The organism is Brevibacillus parabrevis (assembly GCF_003710905.1).
GTDB classification, from domain to species: Bacteria; Bacillota; Bacilli; order Brevibacillales; family Brevibacillaceae; genus Brevibacillus; species Brevibacillus parabrevis.
In genome coordinates this window covers 28,843-50,700 of the sequence record NZ_RHHV01000006.1, presented here as the reverse complement: position 1 = coordinate 50,700, position 21,858 = coordinate 28,843, and the positions used below count along the sequence as shown (strand labels likewise).

Annotated in this window: 1 protein-coding gene; it reads left to right on the top strand. The window is 56.9% G+C overall.

Annotated elements, in window-relative coordinates; all coding sequences use genetic code 11:
• Nucleotides 1–10 precede the first annotated feature (10 nt).
• Nucleotides 11–21,799, top strand: a complete 21,789-nt coding sequence (locus tag EDM60_RS06755) for a non-ribosomal peptide synthase/polyketide synthase (RefSeq protein ID WP_425266754.1) — start codon at nucleotides 11–13, stop codon at nucleotides 21,797–21,799.
• The last annotated feature ends 59 nt before the right edge of the window (nucleotides 21,800–21,858 follow it).

Here is a 21,858-nt window from a genome sequence, read left to right as displayed (position 1 = left end):
TGATCAGCAATTGACCTATGCCGAGCTGGAAGCGAAAGCGAATCAGCTTGCCAACTACTTGCAAAAGCAAGGCGTGGAAGCAGGCACTCTCGTCGGGCTGTGCGTCGACCGTTCGCTGGATATGCTCGTCGGTCTGCTCGGCATTTTGAAAGCAGGCGGAGCGTATGTGCCGCTCGATCCGGCTTATCCCGAAGAGCGTCTTGCCTTCATGCTGGCAGATGCGAAAATTTCCATTTTGCTGACGCAAAAGCATCTAGGCAAGCAATGGAAAGGACGCAAGCGCCGCACGGTCTATCTCGACCGCGACGCGAAAAAGTGGGCAGCGGAAAGCCCGCTTGCGCCTGCTGTGGATACGACAAAAGACAGTCTCGCCTACGTCATTTACACGTCCGGTTCGACAGGCACGCCAAAAGGAGTTCTCGCCGTGCATCGCGGCGTCGTTCGCCTGGTCAAAAACACGAACTACGTCACGATTAGCGAAGCGGACGTATTCCTGCAAGCGTCTACGGTTTCGTTTGACGCGGCTACTTTTGAAATCTGGGGCGCATTGTTGAACGGAGCCAAGCTGGTGTTGATGCCGCCGGATTTGCCATCCCTCGATGAACTCGGAGAGGCGATTGTGCAGCACAAAGTAACGACGCTTTGGCTGACGGCAGGGTTGTTCTCGATCATGGTCGACCATAACGCGGACTATTTGCGCGGGGTGCGCCAACTGCTCGTCGGCGGCGATGTCGTCTCTGTTCCGCACGTGCGCAAAGTGCTGGCATTAGGCGGAGTGACGGTGATCAACGGCTATGGCCCGACGGAGAATACGACTTTTACGTGCTGCTATCCTGTCACGGAGTTGTCCGAAGATATTACTTCCTTCCCGATTGGCCGACCGATCAGCAATACGACCGTGTACGTCTTGGACAAACACAAGCAGCCTGTCCCGTATGGAGTAGCAGGCGAGTTATACATAGGGGGAGACGGCCTTGCTCTTGGTTACTTGAACAATCCGGAGCTGACCGCAGAGCGGTTCGTGGAGAATCCGTTCGACCCGCAAAAAGGATCGCGTCTGTACCGGACGGGCGATCTGGTGCGCTACTTGCCGAACGGCACGATTGAATTTATCGGGCGGATCGACAACCAGGTGAAAATCCGCGGTTTCCGCATCGAATTGGGGGAAGTGGAGGCAGCGCTTGCCTTGCACCCGGAAGTGAGTGAAACGGTCGTGATGGCGCGGGAAAATGACCGGGGCGAGAAGCATTTGACAGCGTATGTGACGGTTGCCAAAGACGATGCGCCAGAAGTTGCCGATTTGCAGGCATGGCTCAAAACGAAACTGCCTGAATACATGGTGCCTTCTGTTTATGTGTTCCTAGACGCGATGCCGCTGACAGCAAACGGCAAGATCGACCGCAGACGCTTGCCGGAGCCGGAGTGGGGGAACCGTTCAGAGACAAAAGCATACACGGAGCCGCGCAATCAGGCGGAAGAGCTGATCGCAAGCATATGGTCGCAGGTGCTTGGAGTCGAAAAAGTGGGGATTCACGATAACTTTTTCGAGCTTGGCGGTCACTCCCTTTTGGCGACACGGGTCATTTCCCGGCTGCGCGAAGTGTTTGGAGTCGAGCAGTCTGTGCGCTCGATTTTTGAGCACCCGACGATTGCCGCGTGGAGTGAACAAACGGCCGCTCTTCAGCTGGGAGAGCCGGGCACGGATGGCAGCTCGACTCAGATTCAGCCTGTGCCAAGAGATGGCGCTTTGCCGCTGTCTTTTGCCCAGCAACGCTTGTGGTTCTTCGATCAGTTGATGCCGGACAACCCGATGTACAACATCCCGTTTGCGCTCCGTTTGCAGGGGGAACTCGACGTCGCAGCATGGGAAAAAAGCTTGCAAGCGATTATCGCCCGTCACGAAAGCTTGCGTACGACGTTCACTGACATAGACGGACAAGCCGTACAGGTGATTCATCCGCAACTGGACTGGAAACTGGATACCGTGGACTTGCGCGACCGTTCCAGCGAGGAAAAGCAGCAAGCAAGCGCGCGTCTGGCTGCTGACGATGCCGCCCGGCCGTTCGATCTGCGCCAAGGTCCGTTGATGCGCGCGACGATGATCCGGACAGAGGAGCAAGCGCACGTCTTTTTGATCAACATGCATCACATTGTTTCTGACGGCTGGTCAGTGGGTGTCTTCCTGCGCGAGTTGTTTGCCCAATACGAAGCGTACAGCAAAGGCGAAGTGCCGCAGCTTGCGCCAATGCCGATTCAGTATGCCGATTTTGCCGCCTGGCAGCGCGAGTGGCTGGAGGGCGAAGTATTGGAGCAGCAAGTCGCCTACTGGAAAGAGAAGCTTGGCGGGGCGGAACCGCTGCTCGCTTTGCCGACAGACCGACCGCGTCCTGCCGTGCAAAGCTACGAAGGGGCGACTTACACGACGAGCTTTTCGCACGATTTGCTCGCTAAATTGAAAAAGCTCAGCAAGGAAGCCAACACGACCTTGTTCATGACATTGCTCGCCGCTTTCCAAACGTTGCTGTATCGCTACAGCGGTCAGGAAGACATCGTCGTGGGCAGTCCGGTAGCTGGACGCAATCGTCAGGAAACCGAGAAATTGATCGGCTTCTTCGTCAACACGCTTGCTTTGCGCACGAACTTGTCAGGAGATTTGCCCTTTACCGAATTGCTGGCGCGGGTGCGCGAAACAGCGCTGGCAGCTTATGCGCATCAAGATGTGCCGTTTGAAAAGCTGGTCGATGAACTGCAACTGGAGCGCAGCCTCAGCTACTCGCAGCTGTTCCAGGTCATGTTCGTTCTGCAAAACTTCCCGCTGGAGGACGTCGAGACAGCAGGTCTTCACGTTGCGCCAGTGGATACCGAGAGCCATCTGACGACTTCCAAGTTCGACCTGACTTTGACGATGCGAGAGAAGGAAGACACCCTCGTCGCTGCATTTGAGTACAGCACGGACTTGTTCGACCGCACGACGATTGAGCGAATGGCTGAGCATTTGCAACATTTGTTGGCGTCGATCGTCACGCAACCGGAAGCGTCGCTCGATCAGCTTGCCCTCCTCGGCGAGAGCGAATGGAATAGGCTGGTGGTGGAGCAAAACGAGACAGCCACCGACTATCCGCGCGACAAAACGGCGCACCAACTGTTTGCAGAAACAGCAACCCGGCACCCGGAGCGCATTGCCGCAGTTGCGGGTGATCAGCAATTGACCTATGCCGAGCTGGAAGCGAGAGCGAATCAGCTTGCCAACTACTTGCAAAAGCAAGGCGTGGAAGCAGGCACTCTCGTCGGGCTGTGCGTCGACCGTTCGCTGGATATGCTCGTCGGTCTGCTTGCGATTTTGAAAGCAGGCGGAGCGTATGTGCCGCTCGATCCGGCTTATCCCGAAGAGCGCCTCGCCTTCATGCTGGCAGATGCCAACGTATCGATTTTGCTGACGCAAAAACATCTAGGCAAGCAATGGAAAGGACGCAAGCGCCGCACGGTCTATCTCGACCGCGATGCGAAAAAGTGGGCAGCGGAAAGTCCGCTTGCGCCTGCCGTGGATGCGACAAAAGACAGTCTCGCCTACGTCATTTACACGTCCGGTTCGACAGGCACGCCAAAAGGGGTTCTCGTCGCTCATCGCGGCATCGTCCGCCTGGTCAAAAACACAAACTACGTCACGATCACCGAAGAGGATGTATTCCTGCAAGCGTCTACGGTTTCGTTTGACGCGGCTACTTTTGAAATCTGGGGCGCGTTGTTGAACGGAGCCAAGCTGGTGCTGATGCCGCCGGATTTGCCATCCCTCGATGAACTGGGCGAAGCGATTGTGCAGCACAAAGTAACGACGCTTTGGCTGACGGCAGGCTTGTTCTCGATCATGGTCGACCATAACGCGGACTATTTGCGCGGGGTGCGCCAACTGCTCGTCGGCGGCGATGTCGTCTCTGTTCCGCACGTGCGCAAAGTGCTGGCGCTGGGCGGAGTGACGGTAATCAACGGCTACGGCCCGACGGAAAACACGACTTTTACGTGCTGCTATCCTGTCACAGAGCTGGCGGAAGATATTACTTCCTTCCCGATTGGCCGACCGATCAGCAACACGACCGTGTACGTCTTGGACAAAAACAGACAGCCCGTTCCGCTGGGCGTGGCTGGCGAATTGTATATAGGCGGCGATGGGCTTGCCAGCGGTTACTTGAACAACCCGGAACTGACCGCAGAGCGGTTCGTCGACAATCCGTTCGACCCGCAAAAAGCTTCGCGTCTGTACCGGACGGGCGATCTGGTGCGTTATTTGCCAGACGGCGCGATCGAGTTTATCGGGCGGATCGACAACCAGGTGAAAATCCGCGGTTTCCGCATCGAATTGGGCGAGATCGAGACGGCACTGCTTCGCCATCCGGCTGTGCAAGAAGCGTTTCTCATGGTGCGCGAGGATGCCCCTGGCGACAAACGGCTTGCCGCTTACCTCGTTTTTGCAGGCGGCCAAACCGTCGAGCCTGTCGAGATGCGTTCGTATTTGAAAGATAAGCTGCCTGAGTACATGATCCCGTCCGCTTTCGTGCAGATGAACAGCTTCCCGTTGACTCCGAACGGAAAAGTGGATCGCCGGGCGCTGCCGACTCCCGAGTATGCGCGCAGCGAGGCCGCCAGCGGTTATGTCGCTCCTGCAACGGAGCTGGAAGTGAAGCTTGCGGATATATGGAAAACGGTGCTGGGTGTCACTGATGTGGGCATCCACGACAACTTTTTTGAACTGGGCGGCGATTCGATTCTCAGCATCCAGATCGTGGCCCGGGCCAACCAGCTCGGGATTCGGCTCACGCCAAAGCAACTGTTCGAAAACCAGACGATTGCCGAATTGCTGCGCGTCGTGGCGGATTCCAGCCAGTTGCCCCATACGAAATGGGAAAACGAACAGGGCATCGTGACGGGAAATGTGCCGCTTACCCCGATTCAGAAGTGGTTTTTTGCAGCCGACCAACCGTCGTTGCACCATTGGAATCAATCTTTGCTGCTGACCGTTCAGCAACCCGTTGACGTATCCGTGCTGGAGCGTGCCATCGCAAGCTTGCTGTCCCACCACGATGCGTTGCGCATGAGCTTTTCTTTCGTGGATGGCGCGTGGACGCAGCAAATGAACGGACTTGGCGACCACACCCCGTTCCGTTGCGTGGATTTGTCCGACCTTTCGACACAAGAACAAGAGCAGGCAGCCCGCCTGGAGGAAATCGCCAGCGAGGTGCAAGCGAGCCTGAATATTGCGGAAGGCAATGTCGTTCAAGCCGTGTATTTCAATCTGGGTGAACAGAAAGCGGGCCGATTGCTGCTCGTCGTTCACCACCTGGTCGTCGACGGCGTCTCGTGGCGCATTTTGCTCGAAGATTTGCAGCATGCCTACGAGCGATTGGCGAATGATGCAGACGTGTCGTTCCTGGCGAAAACGACTTCGTTCAAAATGTGGGCGGAAAAATTGGCTGCCTATGCCGACTCGGATACGCTAGAGCAGGAAAAAGCGTACTGGCTGCAACAAAGCAGCGGCGGAAGCCCGCTTCCGGTCGATCATCCGTACGAGCCGAACGAGAACACGGAAGCGGCTGCGAAGCAAGTGACGCTTTCGCTTCGGGCAGACGAGACGCGCGCCTTGCTGCATGAGACGCTTACCGCTTACCGCCTGCAAATCAACGATGTATTGCTGGCCGCTTTGGCGAAAGCGATGCAGCGTTGGACAGGGCAAAAGACGTTGCATGTCCATCTGGAAGGGCACGGACGCGAGGAAATCATCGAAGGTGCGGATTTGTCCCGGACGGTTGGCTGGTTCACGAGCATGTATCCGGTACAGCTTGACTTTGACCAGTCGAAGCCATGGGGGCATGTGCTGAAAGCAGTCAAGGAGCAGCTGCGCCACATTCCGCAAAAAGGCATCGGCTACGGCATCCTGCAATACCTCAGCAATGATGACGAGTGGAAAGAGCAACTGCAAGCCCATACGAAGCCGGAGATCAGCTTCAACTACCTCGGGCAGTTTGACCAGGTAGTATCGGCTGGCGCGAAGTTCGCCATGGCCGAGGAGTCGCGAGGGGCGAATATCGCCGCAGACGCGATTCGCGCTCATTTGATTGATGTAAACAGCGCCATTTCCGGGGAGCAATTGCATATCACCTGGATGTACAACGCGAACATCCATAACCAAGAAACAATCGAAGCGCTTGCCCGTGATTACATGGAGTCTTTGCGCGAGATTATGGAACATTGCCGATCAGAAGAGGCAGGGGGCTACACCCCATCCGATTTCCCGTTAGCGCGACTGGATCAGCGCGCCATCGACAACTATGTGGGCCGGGATCGCTCGATCGAGAACGTCTATCCGCTGACGCCATTGCAGGAAGGAATGCTTTTCCATTCCTTGTACGAACATGCGGGCGGAGACTACGTGGTTCAGTTTTCCATGACGATGCACCATGTCGAGGTCGACGTCTTCCGGCAGGCGTGGCAAAAAGTCGTGGATCGCCACTCCATTTTGCGTACATCGTTTATTTGGGACGGGGTGTCCACGCCGCATCAGATCGTTCGCAAGCACGTCCAGGTTGTCGTGGATGAACAAGATTGGCGGCATGTGCCCGCCGATCAGCAGAAAGCGGAGTGGGACGCCTTTTTGGAGGAGGATCGCAAGCGCAGCTTCGCGATCACAGAACCGCCGCTCATGCGCTGGACGTTGCTGCGCATCAGCGATACGGCCTATCGGTTTATTTGGAGCTTCCACCACGTCTTGCTTGACGGCTGGAGCGTGCCGCTGGTCATGAAAGACTGGTTCGCTGCCTATATGGCTCTGGCTGACGGAAAAGACATTCAGCTCGGCGCTGTCCATCCGTTTTCCCAGTACGTCGCGTGGATTCAGCGTCAGGACCTGCAAGGGGCTGAACGCTTCTGGCGCAACCATCTGAAAGGGATCTACGCACCGACACAAGTGAACTTCGGGCAGACCGTGCAAGCTGTCGGGGAGACGAAAAGCTACGACGAGCGCAGCATCCGCTTCTCCGCAGAGCGGACGCGAGAGCTGCAAGCTTTTGCCCGCCAGCATCAGGTGACGCTGAACACATTGGTGCAAAGTGCCTGGGCGATGATCCTCGGCACGTACAGCAAAGAAGCAGATGTCGTATTCGGAGCAACCGGATCAGGTCGTCCTGCCGATTTGCCTGGCGTAGAAAACATGGTGGGGCTGTTCATCAATACGTTGCCGATTCGCGTGACGCTGGACCCCGGCAAAAAAGTCCGGGAGTGGCTGCGCGAACTGCAAGAGCTGCAAGTGGAGCTGCGCCAGTACGAATACACGCCGCTGGTCGACATCCACGGCTGGAGTGAAATGGCCCGCAACGCTCCGCTGTTCGAGAGCATTTTCATCTTCGAGAACTACCCGATTGACGAGTCGGTCAAAGAAGTCGATCACAGCTTCCAGATCGCGGATGTGGACTCGGTCGAGCAGACGAACTACCCGCTTACGGTTGTTTGCGGCCCTGGCGCCGAGTTTCTCGTGAAAATCAAGTTCGACCAAAGCCGATTTGACGGTGGACGCATCGAACGCGTGCTGGAGCAAATGACGCTTTTGCTCCAATCGATGACCGCCAACCCGGATCAGCTGTTGGCTGACGTGAACATGATTAGTCAGAGTGAACAAAAGCAGGTTTTGATCGAGTGGAACGAGACGAAAGTGGACTATCCGACCGGGCTTTGCGTGCAGCAAGCCTTTGAACAGCAAGTGGAAAAGACGCCGGATGCCGTGGCGCTCATCTACAAAGACGTGGAGCTGACGTACGCCGAGCTGAACCAGCGGGCAAACCAACTGGCGCATCAGCTGCTCGCGCAAGGAGTGAAGCCGGACACCTTGGTCGGCATCTGCGTCGAACGCTCCCCGGAAATGATCATCGGAATTTTCGGGGTGATGAAAGCAGGAGCTGCCTACGTGCCAATCGACCCGGCTTTGCCGCAAGAGCGCATCGCCTACATGGTCGAAGATTCGCAGGCGAGCATTTTGCTGACGCAGCAATCTTTGGCTGAGCTTTTGCCGGAAACAAAGGCTCGCGTGATTTGCCTGGACGGTGATTCGCTGGCAAATGAGCCTGTTGCCAATCCGGCAAGCGAGGTAACGGAGCAAAATCTGGCTTATGTCATGTACACATCTGGTTCAACCGGATTGCCAAAAGGGGTCATGGTGGAGCATCACAGCGTGGTGAATCTGGCTCATGCCTTGATCGAGGCGTTCCGGATTCAGCCATCCAGCCGCGTCTTGCAGTTTACGTCGTTCAGTTTTGACGTGTCTGTGTCCGAGATCGTCATGGCGTTGCTCGCAGGTGCGGCCTTGGTGATCGAGGATCGCGAAGTGCTTTTGCCTGGCCCGGAATTAATCTCGGTTTTGCAACAAAAGCGCATCACGACAGTCTCGATGGTGTCTTCGGTTCTGGCGGCACTGCCCGCCGCCGATCTGCCTGATTTGCAGACGCTGATCGTGGGCGGAGAAGCACCGAGCCGCGAGCTTGTCGCCCGCTATGCGGATCGTCGTCAGTTTTTCAACTGCTACGGGCCGACAGAGGCAACGGTTTGCTCCACGATGATGCTTTGCAACGCGGGGATGAAGAGCGCGCCGATCGGTCGTCCGCTCGCCAACGCGACCTTGTACGTGCTGGATGCGAATCAAAAGCCTGTACCTGTAGGGGTGCCCGGCGAGCTGTACATCGGTGGAAAAGGACTGGCGCGCGGCTACTGGAATCGCCCGGAGCTTACCGCAGAGCGCTTTATCGCGCATCCGTTCGGAGCAAAAGGAGAGCGTCTGTATCGCACGGGCGACCTCGTTCGCTATTTGCCAGACGGCAACCTTGAGTTCCTCGGACGCATTGATACCCAAGTGAAAATTCGCGGGTACCGCATCGAGCTGGGCGAAATCGAAAGTGCGCTCAGCCAGCACCCGGCGATTCAGGAAGCGGTTGTCATCGCATGGGAGCAGCGTCTGGCCGCGTATATGGTGGCAGCGAGCGAAGCACAACCAGCGGCAGAGGAGCTTGCCCGTTACTTGAAAGAGACATTGCCCGACTACATGATCCCGGCAGGCTTTGTCTTTATGGACGCGATTCCGCTCACGGTGAACGGAAAAGTCGACCGCAGAGCATTGCCCGCACCGGATTGGGGGATTTTGGCGACACGTCAAGAGTATGTCGCGCCGCGGACGCCGACGGAGGAAATGGTAGCGAATATATGGGCGCAACTGCTTTCCGTCGAGAAAATCGGCGTGCATGACGATTTCTTTGAGCGGGGCGGACATTCGCTCCTGGCGACACAAGCGATTTCCCGCTTGCGGCAAGCATTTGGCGTAGAATTGCCGCTGCGCATGCTGTTCGATCACCCGACGACGGCGGCGATCAGTACACAGATTGCGTCCCTTTTGCAAGGGGAAACCGCTCTTCGCAGCCAGCCAATCGTGCCAGTGCCGCGCGACCAGCATGTACCGCTTTCGTTTGCGCAACAACGGTTGTGGTTCCTGGACAGGCTGATCCCGAACAGCTCCCTGTACAACATCCCGTCTGCTGCCCGTCTGCACGGGGAACTGGATGTCGAGGCGTGGGAACGCAGTCTCAAGCTGCTGATCCAGCGTCACGAGAGCTTGCGGACGACTTTTTCGGATCGAGACGGGGAAGCGGTGCAAATCATTCACCCGGCAATCGAGTGGAGCCTGGGCCGAGTGGATTTGCGCGAATGGGCCGAAGCTGAGCGCGAAGCGAAGGCATTGCAGCTCGCGATAGAAGATGCCAAGCGGCCGTTTGACCTGGAGCGCGGCCCGTTGCTGCGGGCGAGTTTGCTCGTCATGGCTCAGCAAGAGTACGTCTTTTTGCTCAACCTGCACCATATCGTTGCGGATGGCTGGTCGATGAACGTATTCATGGAAGAGCTTGTGACCATATACGAAACATTGTCTGCCGGAGAAACGCCACAGCTTGCCGAACTGCCGCTGCAATACGCTGACTATGCCGCATGGCAGCGCGATTGGCTGCAAGGCGACGTGCTGGAGCAGCAGCTTGCGTATTGGAAAGCAAAAGTTGGTGGCGCAGAACCGCTGCTTGCCTTGCCGACAGACCGTCCGCGTCCGGCCGTGCAAAGCCACAAAGGAGCCATGCATACAATCACGCTTCCGGCAGAGCGGCTTGCGGCTTTGAAAACACTCAGCCGGGAAGAAGGCTCGACTTTGTTCATGACCTTGCTCGCTGCCTTCCAGACCTTGCTTTATCGCTACAGCGGCCAAAGCGACATCGTCGTCGGCAGTCCGGTCGCGGGACGCAACAGACAGGAAACCGAGTCGCTGATCGGCTTCTTCATTAATACACTGGCGATGCGCACGGACCTGTCCGGTGAACCGACCTTCCGCGATTTGCTTGGAAAAGTGCGCGAGACGGCGCTGGAAGCGTACGCCCATCAAGACCTGCCGTTTGAAAAGCTGGTCGATGAACTGGAGTTGGAACGAAGCCTCAGCTACTCGCCGCTGTTCCAGGTGATGTTCGTTTTGCAAAACATCCCGATGGACGCCCAAGCGCTGTCGCACATTCGCCTTGAGCCGTTCCACATCGGTCAAGAGGGAGTCAGCGCGAAGTTTGACATCACCTTGACCACGGTCGAATTGCCTGCAGGGCTGATGGCGACCTTCGAATACAATACCGATCTGTTTGATCCGGCGACGATTGAGCGCATGGCGGGCCATTACGCCAACCTGCTTGCAGCTGTTTCGGTCAATCCGCTGCAACCGATCACTGCCATTCCGCTTGTCAGCGACCAGGAGCGTAAGCAAGTGCTTTTCCAATGGAACGATACGAGCGTGCCGTCAGAACGCGATACGTGCGTGCATGAGCAGGTTGCCCGAATCGCGCAGCAGCTGCCGAATCAACTGGCAGTCGTCTCGGACGAAGGACAGATCACCTATGCCGAGCTGGATGCCAAAGCGAATCAAGTAGCGAATTACTTGCACAAGCAGGGAATTACCTCTGAAACGCTTGTCGGAGTTTGCCTGGATCGCTCCATCGACATGCTCGTCGCTCAGCTGGGGATACTCAAAGCGGGCGGTGCCTACGTCCCGATGGACCCGGCGTATCCGCAAGAGCGGCTCGCATTCATGATGCAAGATGCCGAGATGCCAGTCGTATTGACCCAGGAGCATCTGCTTGCGCAATTGCCAGAGGCGAGAGCGACGTTCCTTTGCCTGGATCGCGATTGGAGTCTCATTGCAGAAGAGAGCGACGTGGCTCCGGTGATCGCTACAAACCGCGACAATTTGGCTTACGTCATTTACACGTCTGGTTCGACCGGAACGCCAAAAGGGGTAGAGATCGAGCATGCTGCCTTGTTAAATCTCGTCTCTTGGCACCAGCGCGCGTACGAGGTGGGCGCAGAAGACCGGGCGACGCAAATTGCCGGGACAGCTTTTGACGCTTCTGTCTGGGAAATCTGGCCGTATTTGACAAAGGGAGCGACGCTGTACCTCCCGTCTGAAGAAATCCGTCTCGTGCCGGAGCAGCTGCGAGATTGGCTCGTCGCGTCAGGCATCACCATCAGCTTTTTGCCGACGCCATTGGCGGAACGGTTGCTGACCTTGGAGTGGCCGAGCGATGCCAAGCTGCGCTACATGCTGACAGGGGGAGACAAGCTGCACGACTACCCGCCGGCAACGCTGCCGTTTGTTTTGGCGAACCAATACGGGCCGACGGAAAACGCCGTCGTCGCCACGGCAGGCATCGTTCCGGCAGCAGCGGGCCAAGTATCCGCGCCATCAATCGGCCGTCCGATCGACAATGTGCAGGTGTACGTGCTCGATGAAAAGCTGCAACCCGTGCCGATTGGCGTAGCGGGAGAGCTGTACATCGCCGGAGACAGCCTGGCGCGCGGTTATTTGCATCGCCCTGACTTGACCAGAGAACGCTTCATCGCGAATCCGTACGGGCAAAAAGCGGGCGCGCGCATGTACAAGACCGGGGACCTTGTCCGCTACTTGCCGGATGGAAACATCGAGTTCATCGGACGCGCTGACGACCAGGTGAGCATTCGCGGCTTCCGCGTCGAACTCGGTGAAATCGAAACGGCTCTGTACAGCCACCCGGCGGTCAAAGAAACGATTGTCCTCGTTCGCGAAGACATGCCGGGGATGAAGCGGCTTGTCGCCTATATCGTGCAGCGAGAAGGGCAGGAAGGACAAGCCGTTCAAGCAGGCGACTTCCGCAGCTACTTGAAGGAACTGTTGCCTGAGTACATGGTGCCAGCGGCTTTTGTCTTCATGGCTGACCTGCCGCTGACTCCGAACGGCAAAGTGGATCGCCGCGCATTGCCAGCGCCTGATCTGTTCAATAGCGAGGCGGACGGCACTTATGTAGCTCCGGCAACCGAGCTGGAGATCAAGCTTGCGCATATATGGAAAAATGTTCTTGGATTAGCGGATGTTGGGATACACGATAACTTTTTCGAACTGGGTGGCGACTCGATTCTGAGCATCCAGATCGTGTCCCGGGCCAACCAGGCGGGGATTCGCCTGACGCCGAAACAGCTTTTGGCAAACCAGACGATTGCGGAATTGGCAAGCGTCGCTACAGTGACGGACGAAAGCGAAGCAACAAAACTGCCGAATGAACAGGGCATCGTGACAGGTGACGTGCCGCTCACGCCGATTCAAACGTGGTTCTTCGCCTCCGAACAGCCGTCTGTGCACCATTGGAATCAATCCTTGCTTTTGACGGTGCAGCAGCCTGTGGATTTGGCTGTTTTGGAGCGCACCATCGAGTGCCTGCTCGCTCATCATGACGCATTGCGCATGCGCTATAGCCGGACAGAGCAAGGCTGGACACAGCGGATTGAAGGACTTCCCGAGACAATTCCTTTCCGCAGCGTCGACCTTTCCGCCTTCCCGACGACGGCGGAGCAAGAGATGCGACTGGAGGAAATAGCCAGCGAAGTGCAAGCGAGCCTCGATCTGACTGAGGGGCCTGTTGTCCAAGCGGTTTACTTCCAGCTAGGGGCCGAACAGCCGGGCCGTCTGTTGATCGTCGCTCACCATCTTGTGGTAGACGGTGTATCTTGGCGCATTTTGCTCGAAGACTTGCAAACCGCTTACGAGCAATTGGCAAAAGGACAAGCGGTGCAGCTTGCGGCGAAGACGACCTCGTTCAAGACGTGGGCCGAGCAATTGCGATTGTACGCGACGTCCGAAGCGCTTCGTCAGGAAAAAGCATTTTGGCTGGAACAAATGGACGAGGTAAAACCGCTGCCGATTGACCGCATCTTCGAGCCAAGCGAAAACACGGAAGCGACCGTTAAACAAGTCATGCTTTCCTTGAACGCGGAAGAGACTCGCGCCTTGCTGCAAGATACGCTCTCGCCATATCGTCTGCAAATCAATGACGTGTTGCTTGCCGCTTTGACCAAAGCGCTCCATCGCTGGACAGGCGAGCAGACAGTCGCGATTCATCTGGAAGGGCATGGGCGCGAGGAGTTGATCGAGGGCGCAGACTTGTCCCGGACGGTTGGCTGGTTTACGAGCCTGTACCCGGTACAGCTTTCGGTCGACCCGACGAAGCCGTGGGGAGACACGCTGAAAGCGGTCAAGGAACAGTTGCGCAGCATTCCGAACAAAGGCGTCGGTTACGGCATTTTGCGTTATTTGAGCGAGGATGCGGAACTGCAAAAACGTCTGGCAGAAAAGGCGCAGGCAGAAATCAGCTTCAACTACCTCGGACAGTTTGATCAGGCAGTTGTACCCGAGTCGAAATTCGGGATGGCGCAAGAAGCGAGAGGCGCCAATGTGGGGCAGCAGGCGATTCGCCAGCACCTGCTCGACGTAAACAGCGTGATTGCAGGGGAGCAGCTCCACGTCACGTGGATGTACAGCGAAAACATTCACGAGGAAGCCACGATCCAGCAGCTTGCCCACAACTATTTGGAAGCGCTGCGTGAAATCATTGCGCACGGCCAGTCCGAAGCGGCAGGCGGCTATACGCCATCTGACTTCCCGCTTGCACGGATGGATCAGCGCGCGCTCGACAAGTATTTGGGACAAAATCGCTCGATCGAAAACGTCTATCCGCTAAGTCCGTTGCAAGGCGGCATGTTGTTCCACTCTCTGTACGAGCAGGAGGGAGGAGACTACGTCGTTCAACTGGCGATGACGGTGGAAGGACTGGATGTCGAAGCGTTTGAGCAGGCGTGGCAAAAAGTCGTGGATCGCCATTCGATTTTGCGCACCTCGTTTATATGGGAAGGCTTGACGGAACCGCATCAAGTCGTCCGCAAGCAAGTGAAGGCGTGCGTGGAAAAAATCGACCTGCGCCATCTGACGCCTGACCAGCAAAAAGCGGAGCTGAGCGAATACTTGGCGGCTGACCGCCGACGCAGCTTCGAGATCGCTGTGGCACCACTCATGCGCTGGACGCTGTTCCGGTTGAGCGAGAGTGCGTATCGCTTCACATGGAGCTTCCACCACGTCTTGCTCGATGGCTGGAGCATCCCGATTGTGCTGAAAGACTGGTTTAGCGCTTATTTGTCTCTGGCAGAAGGAAAAGAAGTCGCGCACAGCTTTGTTCAACCGTTCGCTCATTACGTAGAGTGGGTACAGCGGCAAGACTTGCAAGCCGCCGAACAATTTTGGCGTGAGCAGCTTGCAGGCTTTTACGAGCCAACTCCACTGGCGATGGGCAACAGCACTGGCGGCCGGGCTGATTTGCCAAAAGGGTACGAGGAGCAAGAAATTCGTCTGGCGAAAGACGCGACCGCCCGCTTGCAAGCTTTTGTCCGCTCGCACCAGTTGACGCTGAATACGTTGGTGCAAGGGGCGTGGGCGCTGATGCTTGGCCGCTACGGCGGAACGGATGACGTCGTCTTCGGTGCGACAGGGTCCGGGCGTCCCGCCGATCTGCCTGGCGTAGAGAGCATGGTGGGACTTTTCATCAACACTTTGCCGATTCGCGTTGCTTTGGATGCGAACCAATCCGTTCGGGAATGGCTGCGCGGCATGCAGGAGCAGCAAGTGGAGCTTCGCCAGTATGAGTACACGCCATTGGTCGACATCCAGGGCTGGAGTGAAATGACGCGCAACACCGCCTTGTTCGAAAGCATTTTCATTTTTGAAAATTACCCGATCGGGGAGTCGGTGAAAGACGAGCAGCACCAGTTGCGCTTGTCTGACGTGGAGACGATCGAGCAGACGAACTATCCGCTTACGGTCGTCTGCGGCCCGGGCGAAGAGTTGATTGTAAAAATCAAGTACGAGCAAAACCGCTTTGCGCCTGAGCAAATCGAGCGCGTGTTGCAGCAGATGTCTCAGTTGCTTCAGGACATGACAGCAAAGCCGGAACAACGTCTCCAGGACGTGTCGATGATCAGTGAGCGCGAGCGCCAGCAAGTTTTGGTCGACTGGAACGAGACGAGCGTGGCCTACCCGCAGCAGCTATGCGTCCATCAGGCGTTTGAACAGCAAGTGGAAAAGACGCCGGATGCCGTTGCTCTCGTCTACAAGGACGTGGAACTGACCTATGCCGAGTTGAACGAGCGGGCAAACCAGTTGGCCCACCGATTGCTTGCTGAAGGGGTAAAACCGGATGAGCTGGTAGGCATTTGCGTCGAGCGTTCTCCGGAAATGATCGTCGCTTTCCTCGGCGTGATGAAAGCAGGGGCAGCTTACGTTCCGCTCGACCCGGCGCACCCGCAAGAACGGATTGCCTACATGATCGAGGATTCGCAGGCGAGCGTTTTGTTGACGCAGGCTTCACTTACAGACAGACTGCCAGCTTCGTCCCGTCAGGTCATTTGCCTGGACAGCGACGAATTGGCGAACGAGCCTGTCACAAACGCGGAAACGAGCGTCGGCGAGCACAATCTCGCTTACGTGATCTATACGTCCGGCTCGACCGGATTGCCAAAAGGCGTAATGATCGAGCATCGCAGCGTGATCAATTTGGCCTATGACTTGATCCGCCATTTCCAGATCGATGCGACCAGCCGCGTCCTGCAATTCATCTCGTTCAGCTTCGACGTGTCGGTCTCGGAGATCGTCATGAGCCTGCTCGCCGGAGCGACACTCGTAATCGAGGATCGCGAGTCGCTTTTGCCGGGACCAGAGCTGATCCGGGTGCTCCAGGAGCAACGAATTACGACCTTCGCGATGGTTTCCTCTGTGCTGGCTGCCTTGCCAGAAGCAGATTTGCCAGACTTGCGGACGATCATTGTCGGAGGGGAAGCGCCAAGCCGGGAGCTTGTCGCCCGCTACGCTACAGGCCGTCAATTCATCAACTGCTACGGACCGACCGAAACAACCGTCACGGCTACGCTCAAGCATTGCCAGGACGACGGCAAAAATCCGCCAATTGGCCGCCCGATCGCCAATACGACGGTCTACGTGCTGGACGCTCATCTGCAACCTGTGCCAATCGGTGTGCCAGGTGAGCTGTACATCGGCGGAAAAGGGGTAGCGAGAGGTTACTGGAACCGTTCCGAGCTTACAGCAGAGCGCTTTATCGCGAACCCGTTCGGCCAAGCAAGCGAGCGACTGTACCGGACGGGCGACCTGGTGCGTTACTTGGAAAACGGCGAGCTGGAATTTCTCGGCCGGATCGACGACCAGGTGAAAATCCGCGGCTACCGCATCGAGCTGGGGGAAATCGAAAATGCGCTCAGACAGCATCCAGCGGTGCAAAATGTCGTCGTGATCGCACGGCAGGAGGGAGCGGGAGACAAACGTCTGGCGGCTTATCTGGTCGCCGCGACCGGGCAGCAGCCGGATGAAGCAGAGCTTGTCCGCTACTTGAAGTCGACCTTGCCGGAATACATGGTGCCAGCAGGCTACGTCTGGCTGGAAAAAATTCCGCTCACGGTCAACGGAAAAGTGGATCGCCGCGCCCTTCCAGCTCCTGACTACGGACATGCCGAGACAGGCAAAGCGTACGTGGCGCCGCGCAAGCCGATCGAAGAAATCGTGGCGAACATTTGGGCACAAGTGCTTTCTGTAGAGCGCGTCGGCGTTTACGATGATTTCTTTGAACTGGGCGGACATTCGCTTTTGGCTACGCAAGCCGTCTCCCGTTTAAAAGAAGCATTTGGCGTCAATGTCCCGCTGCGCACGCTGTTCGAACATCCAGATGTGGCCGGAATGAGCGAAAAGCTTGCCGGGCTGCTAGAGGAGCAATCAGGCGTCACCAGCATTCCGCTCGTTCCTGTACCGCGGGACAAACAGTTGCCGCTGTCTTTCGCCCAGCAAAGGCTGTGGTTCCTGGATCGCCTGATGCCGGACAGCGCCTTGTACAACATCCCGTCTGCCGTACGGATTCAAGGGCAGCTCAACATCCGGGCATGGGAGCGCAGTCTGCAAACGATCATCGAGCGGCACGAAAGCTTGCGCACGACTTTCACCGACATCGGCGGAGAAGCGGTGCAAGTCATTCACGAGATGATGGAATGGCGTCTCGTTGAAATCGACCTGCGCGATTTGCCGGACGAAGAGCGCGAAGCTGCGGTACAGCGTCTGGAAAAGGCAGAGGCAAGCCAGCCGTTCAACTTGCGTACAGGACCTTTGCTGCGAGCTACGCTGATTCAGACAGGCGAAGAAGATTTCGTCTTCCTGCTCAACATGCACCATATCGTCTCTGACGGTTGGTCGATGAGCATTTTCATGGGAGAGCTTGCGACGATTTACGAAGCGCTCTCCAAGGGAGATACGCCGCAGCTCGCCGAAATGCCGCTGCAATACGCCGATTTTGCCGCGTGGCAGCGCGAATGGCTGCAAGGCGAGGTGCTCGAACAGCAACTGGCTTACTGGAAAGAAAAACTGGGGGCCGCCGAGCCGATGCTGGCTTTGCCGACAGATCGTCCGCGCCCGGCTGTGCAAACGCATCACGGAGCCTTGTACACGACGGCGTTCCCGCTGGCGTTGACAGAAAAGCTGCACGCTTTAAGCCGCCAAGAAGGCGCGACGCTGTTCATGACGTTGCTTGCGGCGTTCCAGACTTTGCTCTATCGCTACAGCGGTCAAGACGACATCATCGTCGGCAGCCCGGTCGCCGGACGCAACAAACAGGAAACCGAGTCGATGATCGGCTTTTTCATCAACACCTTGGCGATGAGAACGGACATGTCCGGCGCACCTACTTTCCGCGAACTGCTGGCGAGAGTACGCGATACGGCGCTGGAAGCCTACACCCATCAAGACCTGCCCTTTGAAAAGTTAATAGACGAACTGGAGCTGGAGCGCAGCCTGAGCTACTCGCCGCTTTTCCAAGTCATGTTTGCCCTGCAAAACTTCCAGATGCTGACCCGTGAATTTGAGGGCATCGAGATCGTGCCGTTTGAAAGCAAGAACGAAGCCGTCATGTCCAAGTACGACATCAGCCTGACGATGGCGGAAACGCAAAACGGCTTGGTCGCTACGTTTGACTACAACACCGATCTGTTCGACCACAGCACGATCGTGCGCATGGTCAATCATTTCCATCAGCTGCTGGAGGGCATCGTCGCCCGACCGGACAGCTCGATTCAGGCGTTGCCGCTGCTTGCGACAGGTGAGCGCGAGCAGCTTGTATCCGCTTGGAACAACACGGCTGCCGCTTACACGTACGAGCAAACCGTGCACGAGCTGGTTGCCGCTATGGCCGAAAAAATGCCGGAGCAACTGGCGGTCGTCTTCGCCGAAGGCTCGCTCACGTACGCACAACTGGATGCAAAAGCGAACCAGTTGGCGAACTACCTGCAACAGCAAGGGATTACACCAGAGACGCTCGTCGGGATTTGCGTCGAACGCTCCAGCGAGATGATCGTCGGACAACTGGGCATTCTCAAGGCGGGCGGCGCGTTTGTTCCGATGGACCCAGCCTATCCGCAAGAGCGTCTGGCTTTCATGATGGCAGACACAGGCATGCCGTTTGTGCTGACGCAAGAACGCTTGCTGGAAACATTGCCTGCGGGCGATGCCGCGTTCATTTGCCTCGATGCGGACTGGGAGGTCATTGCCGAAGAGAGCACGCAAGCGCCGGAAATGGCAGCGACAACCGACCAGCTCGCCTACGTGATCTACACGTCCGGCTCAACCGGAACGCCAAAAGGGGTAGAGATCGAGCACCGCGCTCTGTTGAACCTCATTTATTGGCACCAACGTGCCTACACCATCACGCCAGATGATCGGGCATCGCAAATCGCGGGAACAGCCTTCGACGCCGCTGTCTGGGAAATTTGGCCGTACATGACGGCAGGAGCCACGCTGTACTTGCCGCAGGAAGAGATTCGTCTCATCCCGGAAAAACTGCGCGACTGGCTCGTTGCCGAAGGAATCACGATCAGCTTCCTGCCGACGCCATTGGCAGAGAGCATGCTGTCTGTTGACTGGCCGTCCCATGCTGCCTTGCGTTACGTGCTGACAGGCGGCGACAAGCTGCATCATTACCCGGCGGAGCATGTGCCGTTTACGCTGGTCAACCAGTACGGCCCTACGGAAAATGCGGTCGTCGCCACAGCAGGCATCGTCGCGGTTCAAGCTGGTCAGGTCACTCCGCCTTCGATCGGCCGACCGATTGACAACGTGCAAGTGTACATTTTGGACGAACAGCGCCAGCCAGTGCCGATTGGTGTGACAGGCGAGTTGTACATTGCCGGCAGCAGCTTGGCTCGCGGTTACTACAAGCGTCCTGATCTGACGCAGGAACGCTTCGTCGACAATCCGTTCACAGCGAATCGCGGGGCGAAAATGTACCGGACGGGGGATCTCGTGCGCTATTTGCCAGACGGCCAGATCGAATTTATCGGCCGCTCCGACGACCAGGTGAGCATCCGCGGTTTCCGCGTCGAGTTGGGCGAGATTGAGAGTGTGCTGTATCAGCACCCAGCGGTCAAAGAGGCGATCGTTCTTGCCCGCGAAGATATGCCGGGCGTGAAACGACTGGCCGCCTATGTCGTGGTCGCAGAAGACGATGCGGAACAAGCTGACGATTTGCGCGGCTACCTCAAGGAGAAACTGCCGGAATACATGGTGCCAGCGGCCTTTGTCACGCTGAAAGCTCTGCCGCTCACGCCAAACGGCAAAGTAGACCGCCGGGCCTTGCCTGTGCCGGAGTACACAGCTGCTGATGGCGAATATGTAGCTCCAGAGACGTTCGTCGAAAAAGTTTTGGCGCAAATATGGAAGGAAGTGCTCGGAGTCGAGGAAGTCGGGATTCACGACAACTTCTTTGAACTCGGCGGCGATTCGATCCTGAGCATTCAGATTGTGGCCAGAGCAGGGCAGTCCGGCATCCGCCTGTCGCCCAAGCTTTTATTCGAAAATCAGACGATTGCCGAGCTGTCGCATGCTGTGGGAGATTCGGTCAACATTTGCGCGGAACAAGGTCTTGTCACAGGCGAAGTGCCGCTCCTGCCGATTCAGCACTGGTTCTTCGAGCAAAAACTGGCGGATCGCAACCATTGGAACCAATCCGTCCTGCTCACCGTTCAGCCGATCGATCCGGAGATTTTGAAACAAGCCTTTTATCACTTGCTCGGTCACCATGATGCCTTGCGTCTCCGTTTCTACCATCAAAATGGAGCGTGGAAGCAGGCGGGCGCTGAGTGGACCGATATCATTCCGTTTTATGTGGTGGAGTTGGGAGATTTGCCAGCGAACCAGCAAGTGGAGCAGATCGAGAAGCTGTCCGGGGAAGCGCAGGCAAGCTTGCACCTGGCAGATGGCCCGTTGCTCCGCGCCGTTTACTTCGACATGGGCGCAGGGCAGGAAGGCCGTTTGCTGATCGTCATTCACCACCTGGCAGTCGACGGGGTGTCATGGCGAATCATCACGGAAGACTTGAACAAGGCGTGCAACCAGCTTTTGCAAGGCAAGCAGGTACAACTGCCGCCGAAGACAAGCTCCTACAAATATTGGGCGGAAAAACTGGTCGAGTACGCCGCGTCCGACAGTCTCACGGAAGAGGCCGACTACTGGCTGAGCCGTCTCGATACAGAGGTGGCTGCTCTGCCAAAAGATTACGAGCACGGTCAAAACCGCGAGCTTGCAGCCAGAACCGTTTCCGTCGCCTTGACGCAGGAAGAGACGAAAGTGCTGTTGCAAGAGCTGCCAGCCGTCTACCAAACCCAGATCAACGACGTCTTGCTGACTGCCTTGGCAGAAGCGGTCTTCGTCTGGACGGGCAATCAGACCACTTTGGTGCATCTGGAAGGGCACGGACGCGAAGACATTTTTGACGATGTCGATCTGTCCCGGACAGTCGGCTGGTTCACGAGCATGTACACGATTTTGCTGGATACGCGGGGAACAAGCTCGCTTACAGAAGCGCTGCAAATGACGAAAGAACAGTTGCGCAGCATTCCGCACAAAGGAATCGGCTACGGCATCCTCCGTTACTTGAACAAGGAAACGGCGGAGAAGTTCAAGTCTTTGCCCAAAGCGCAGATCAGCTTCAACTACCTCGGCCAGCTGGATCAGGCGGTTCGTGACACGGACTCCCTGTTCGGCTTTGCCAGCGAAGCGAGAGGCGACAACTTCAACCGCAACTCGGATCGCCAACACCTGCTCGATTTCGGGTGCTCGGTCGTCGGTGGTCAACTGGTGGTGAGCATCGCCTTCAGCAAAGAAATTTACCGCAAGGAAACGATCGAAGCGCTGGCAGATTACTACATCACTGCCTTGCGCCAATTGCTTGCACACGCAAAGACAGACAAAGCCGCCGCACCAGCCCAATCGGCTGCGAGCAACTTGTCCGAATTTGGCTGGGATGACGAAGAGATTGCCGACTTGCTTGATCTCATCCAAGACAAGTAAGGCATACAACCTGCCAGGAGGCGTCAAACGCCGGCGCCTCCTTTGGCAAATTTTTATGG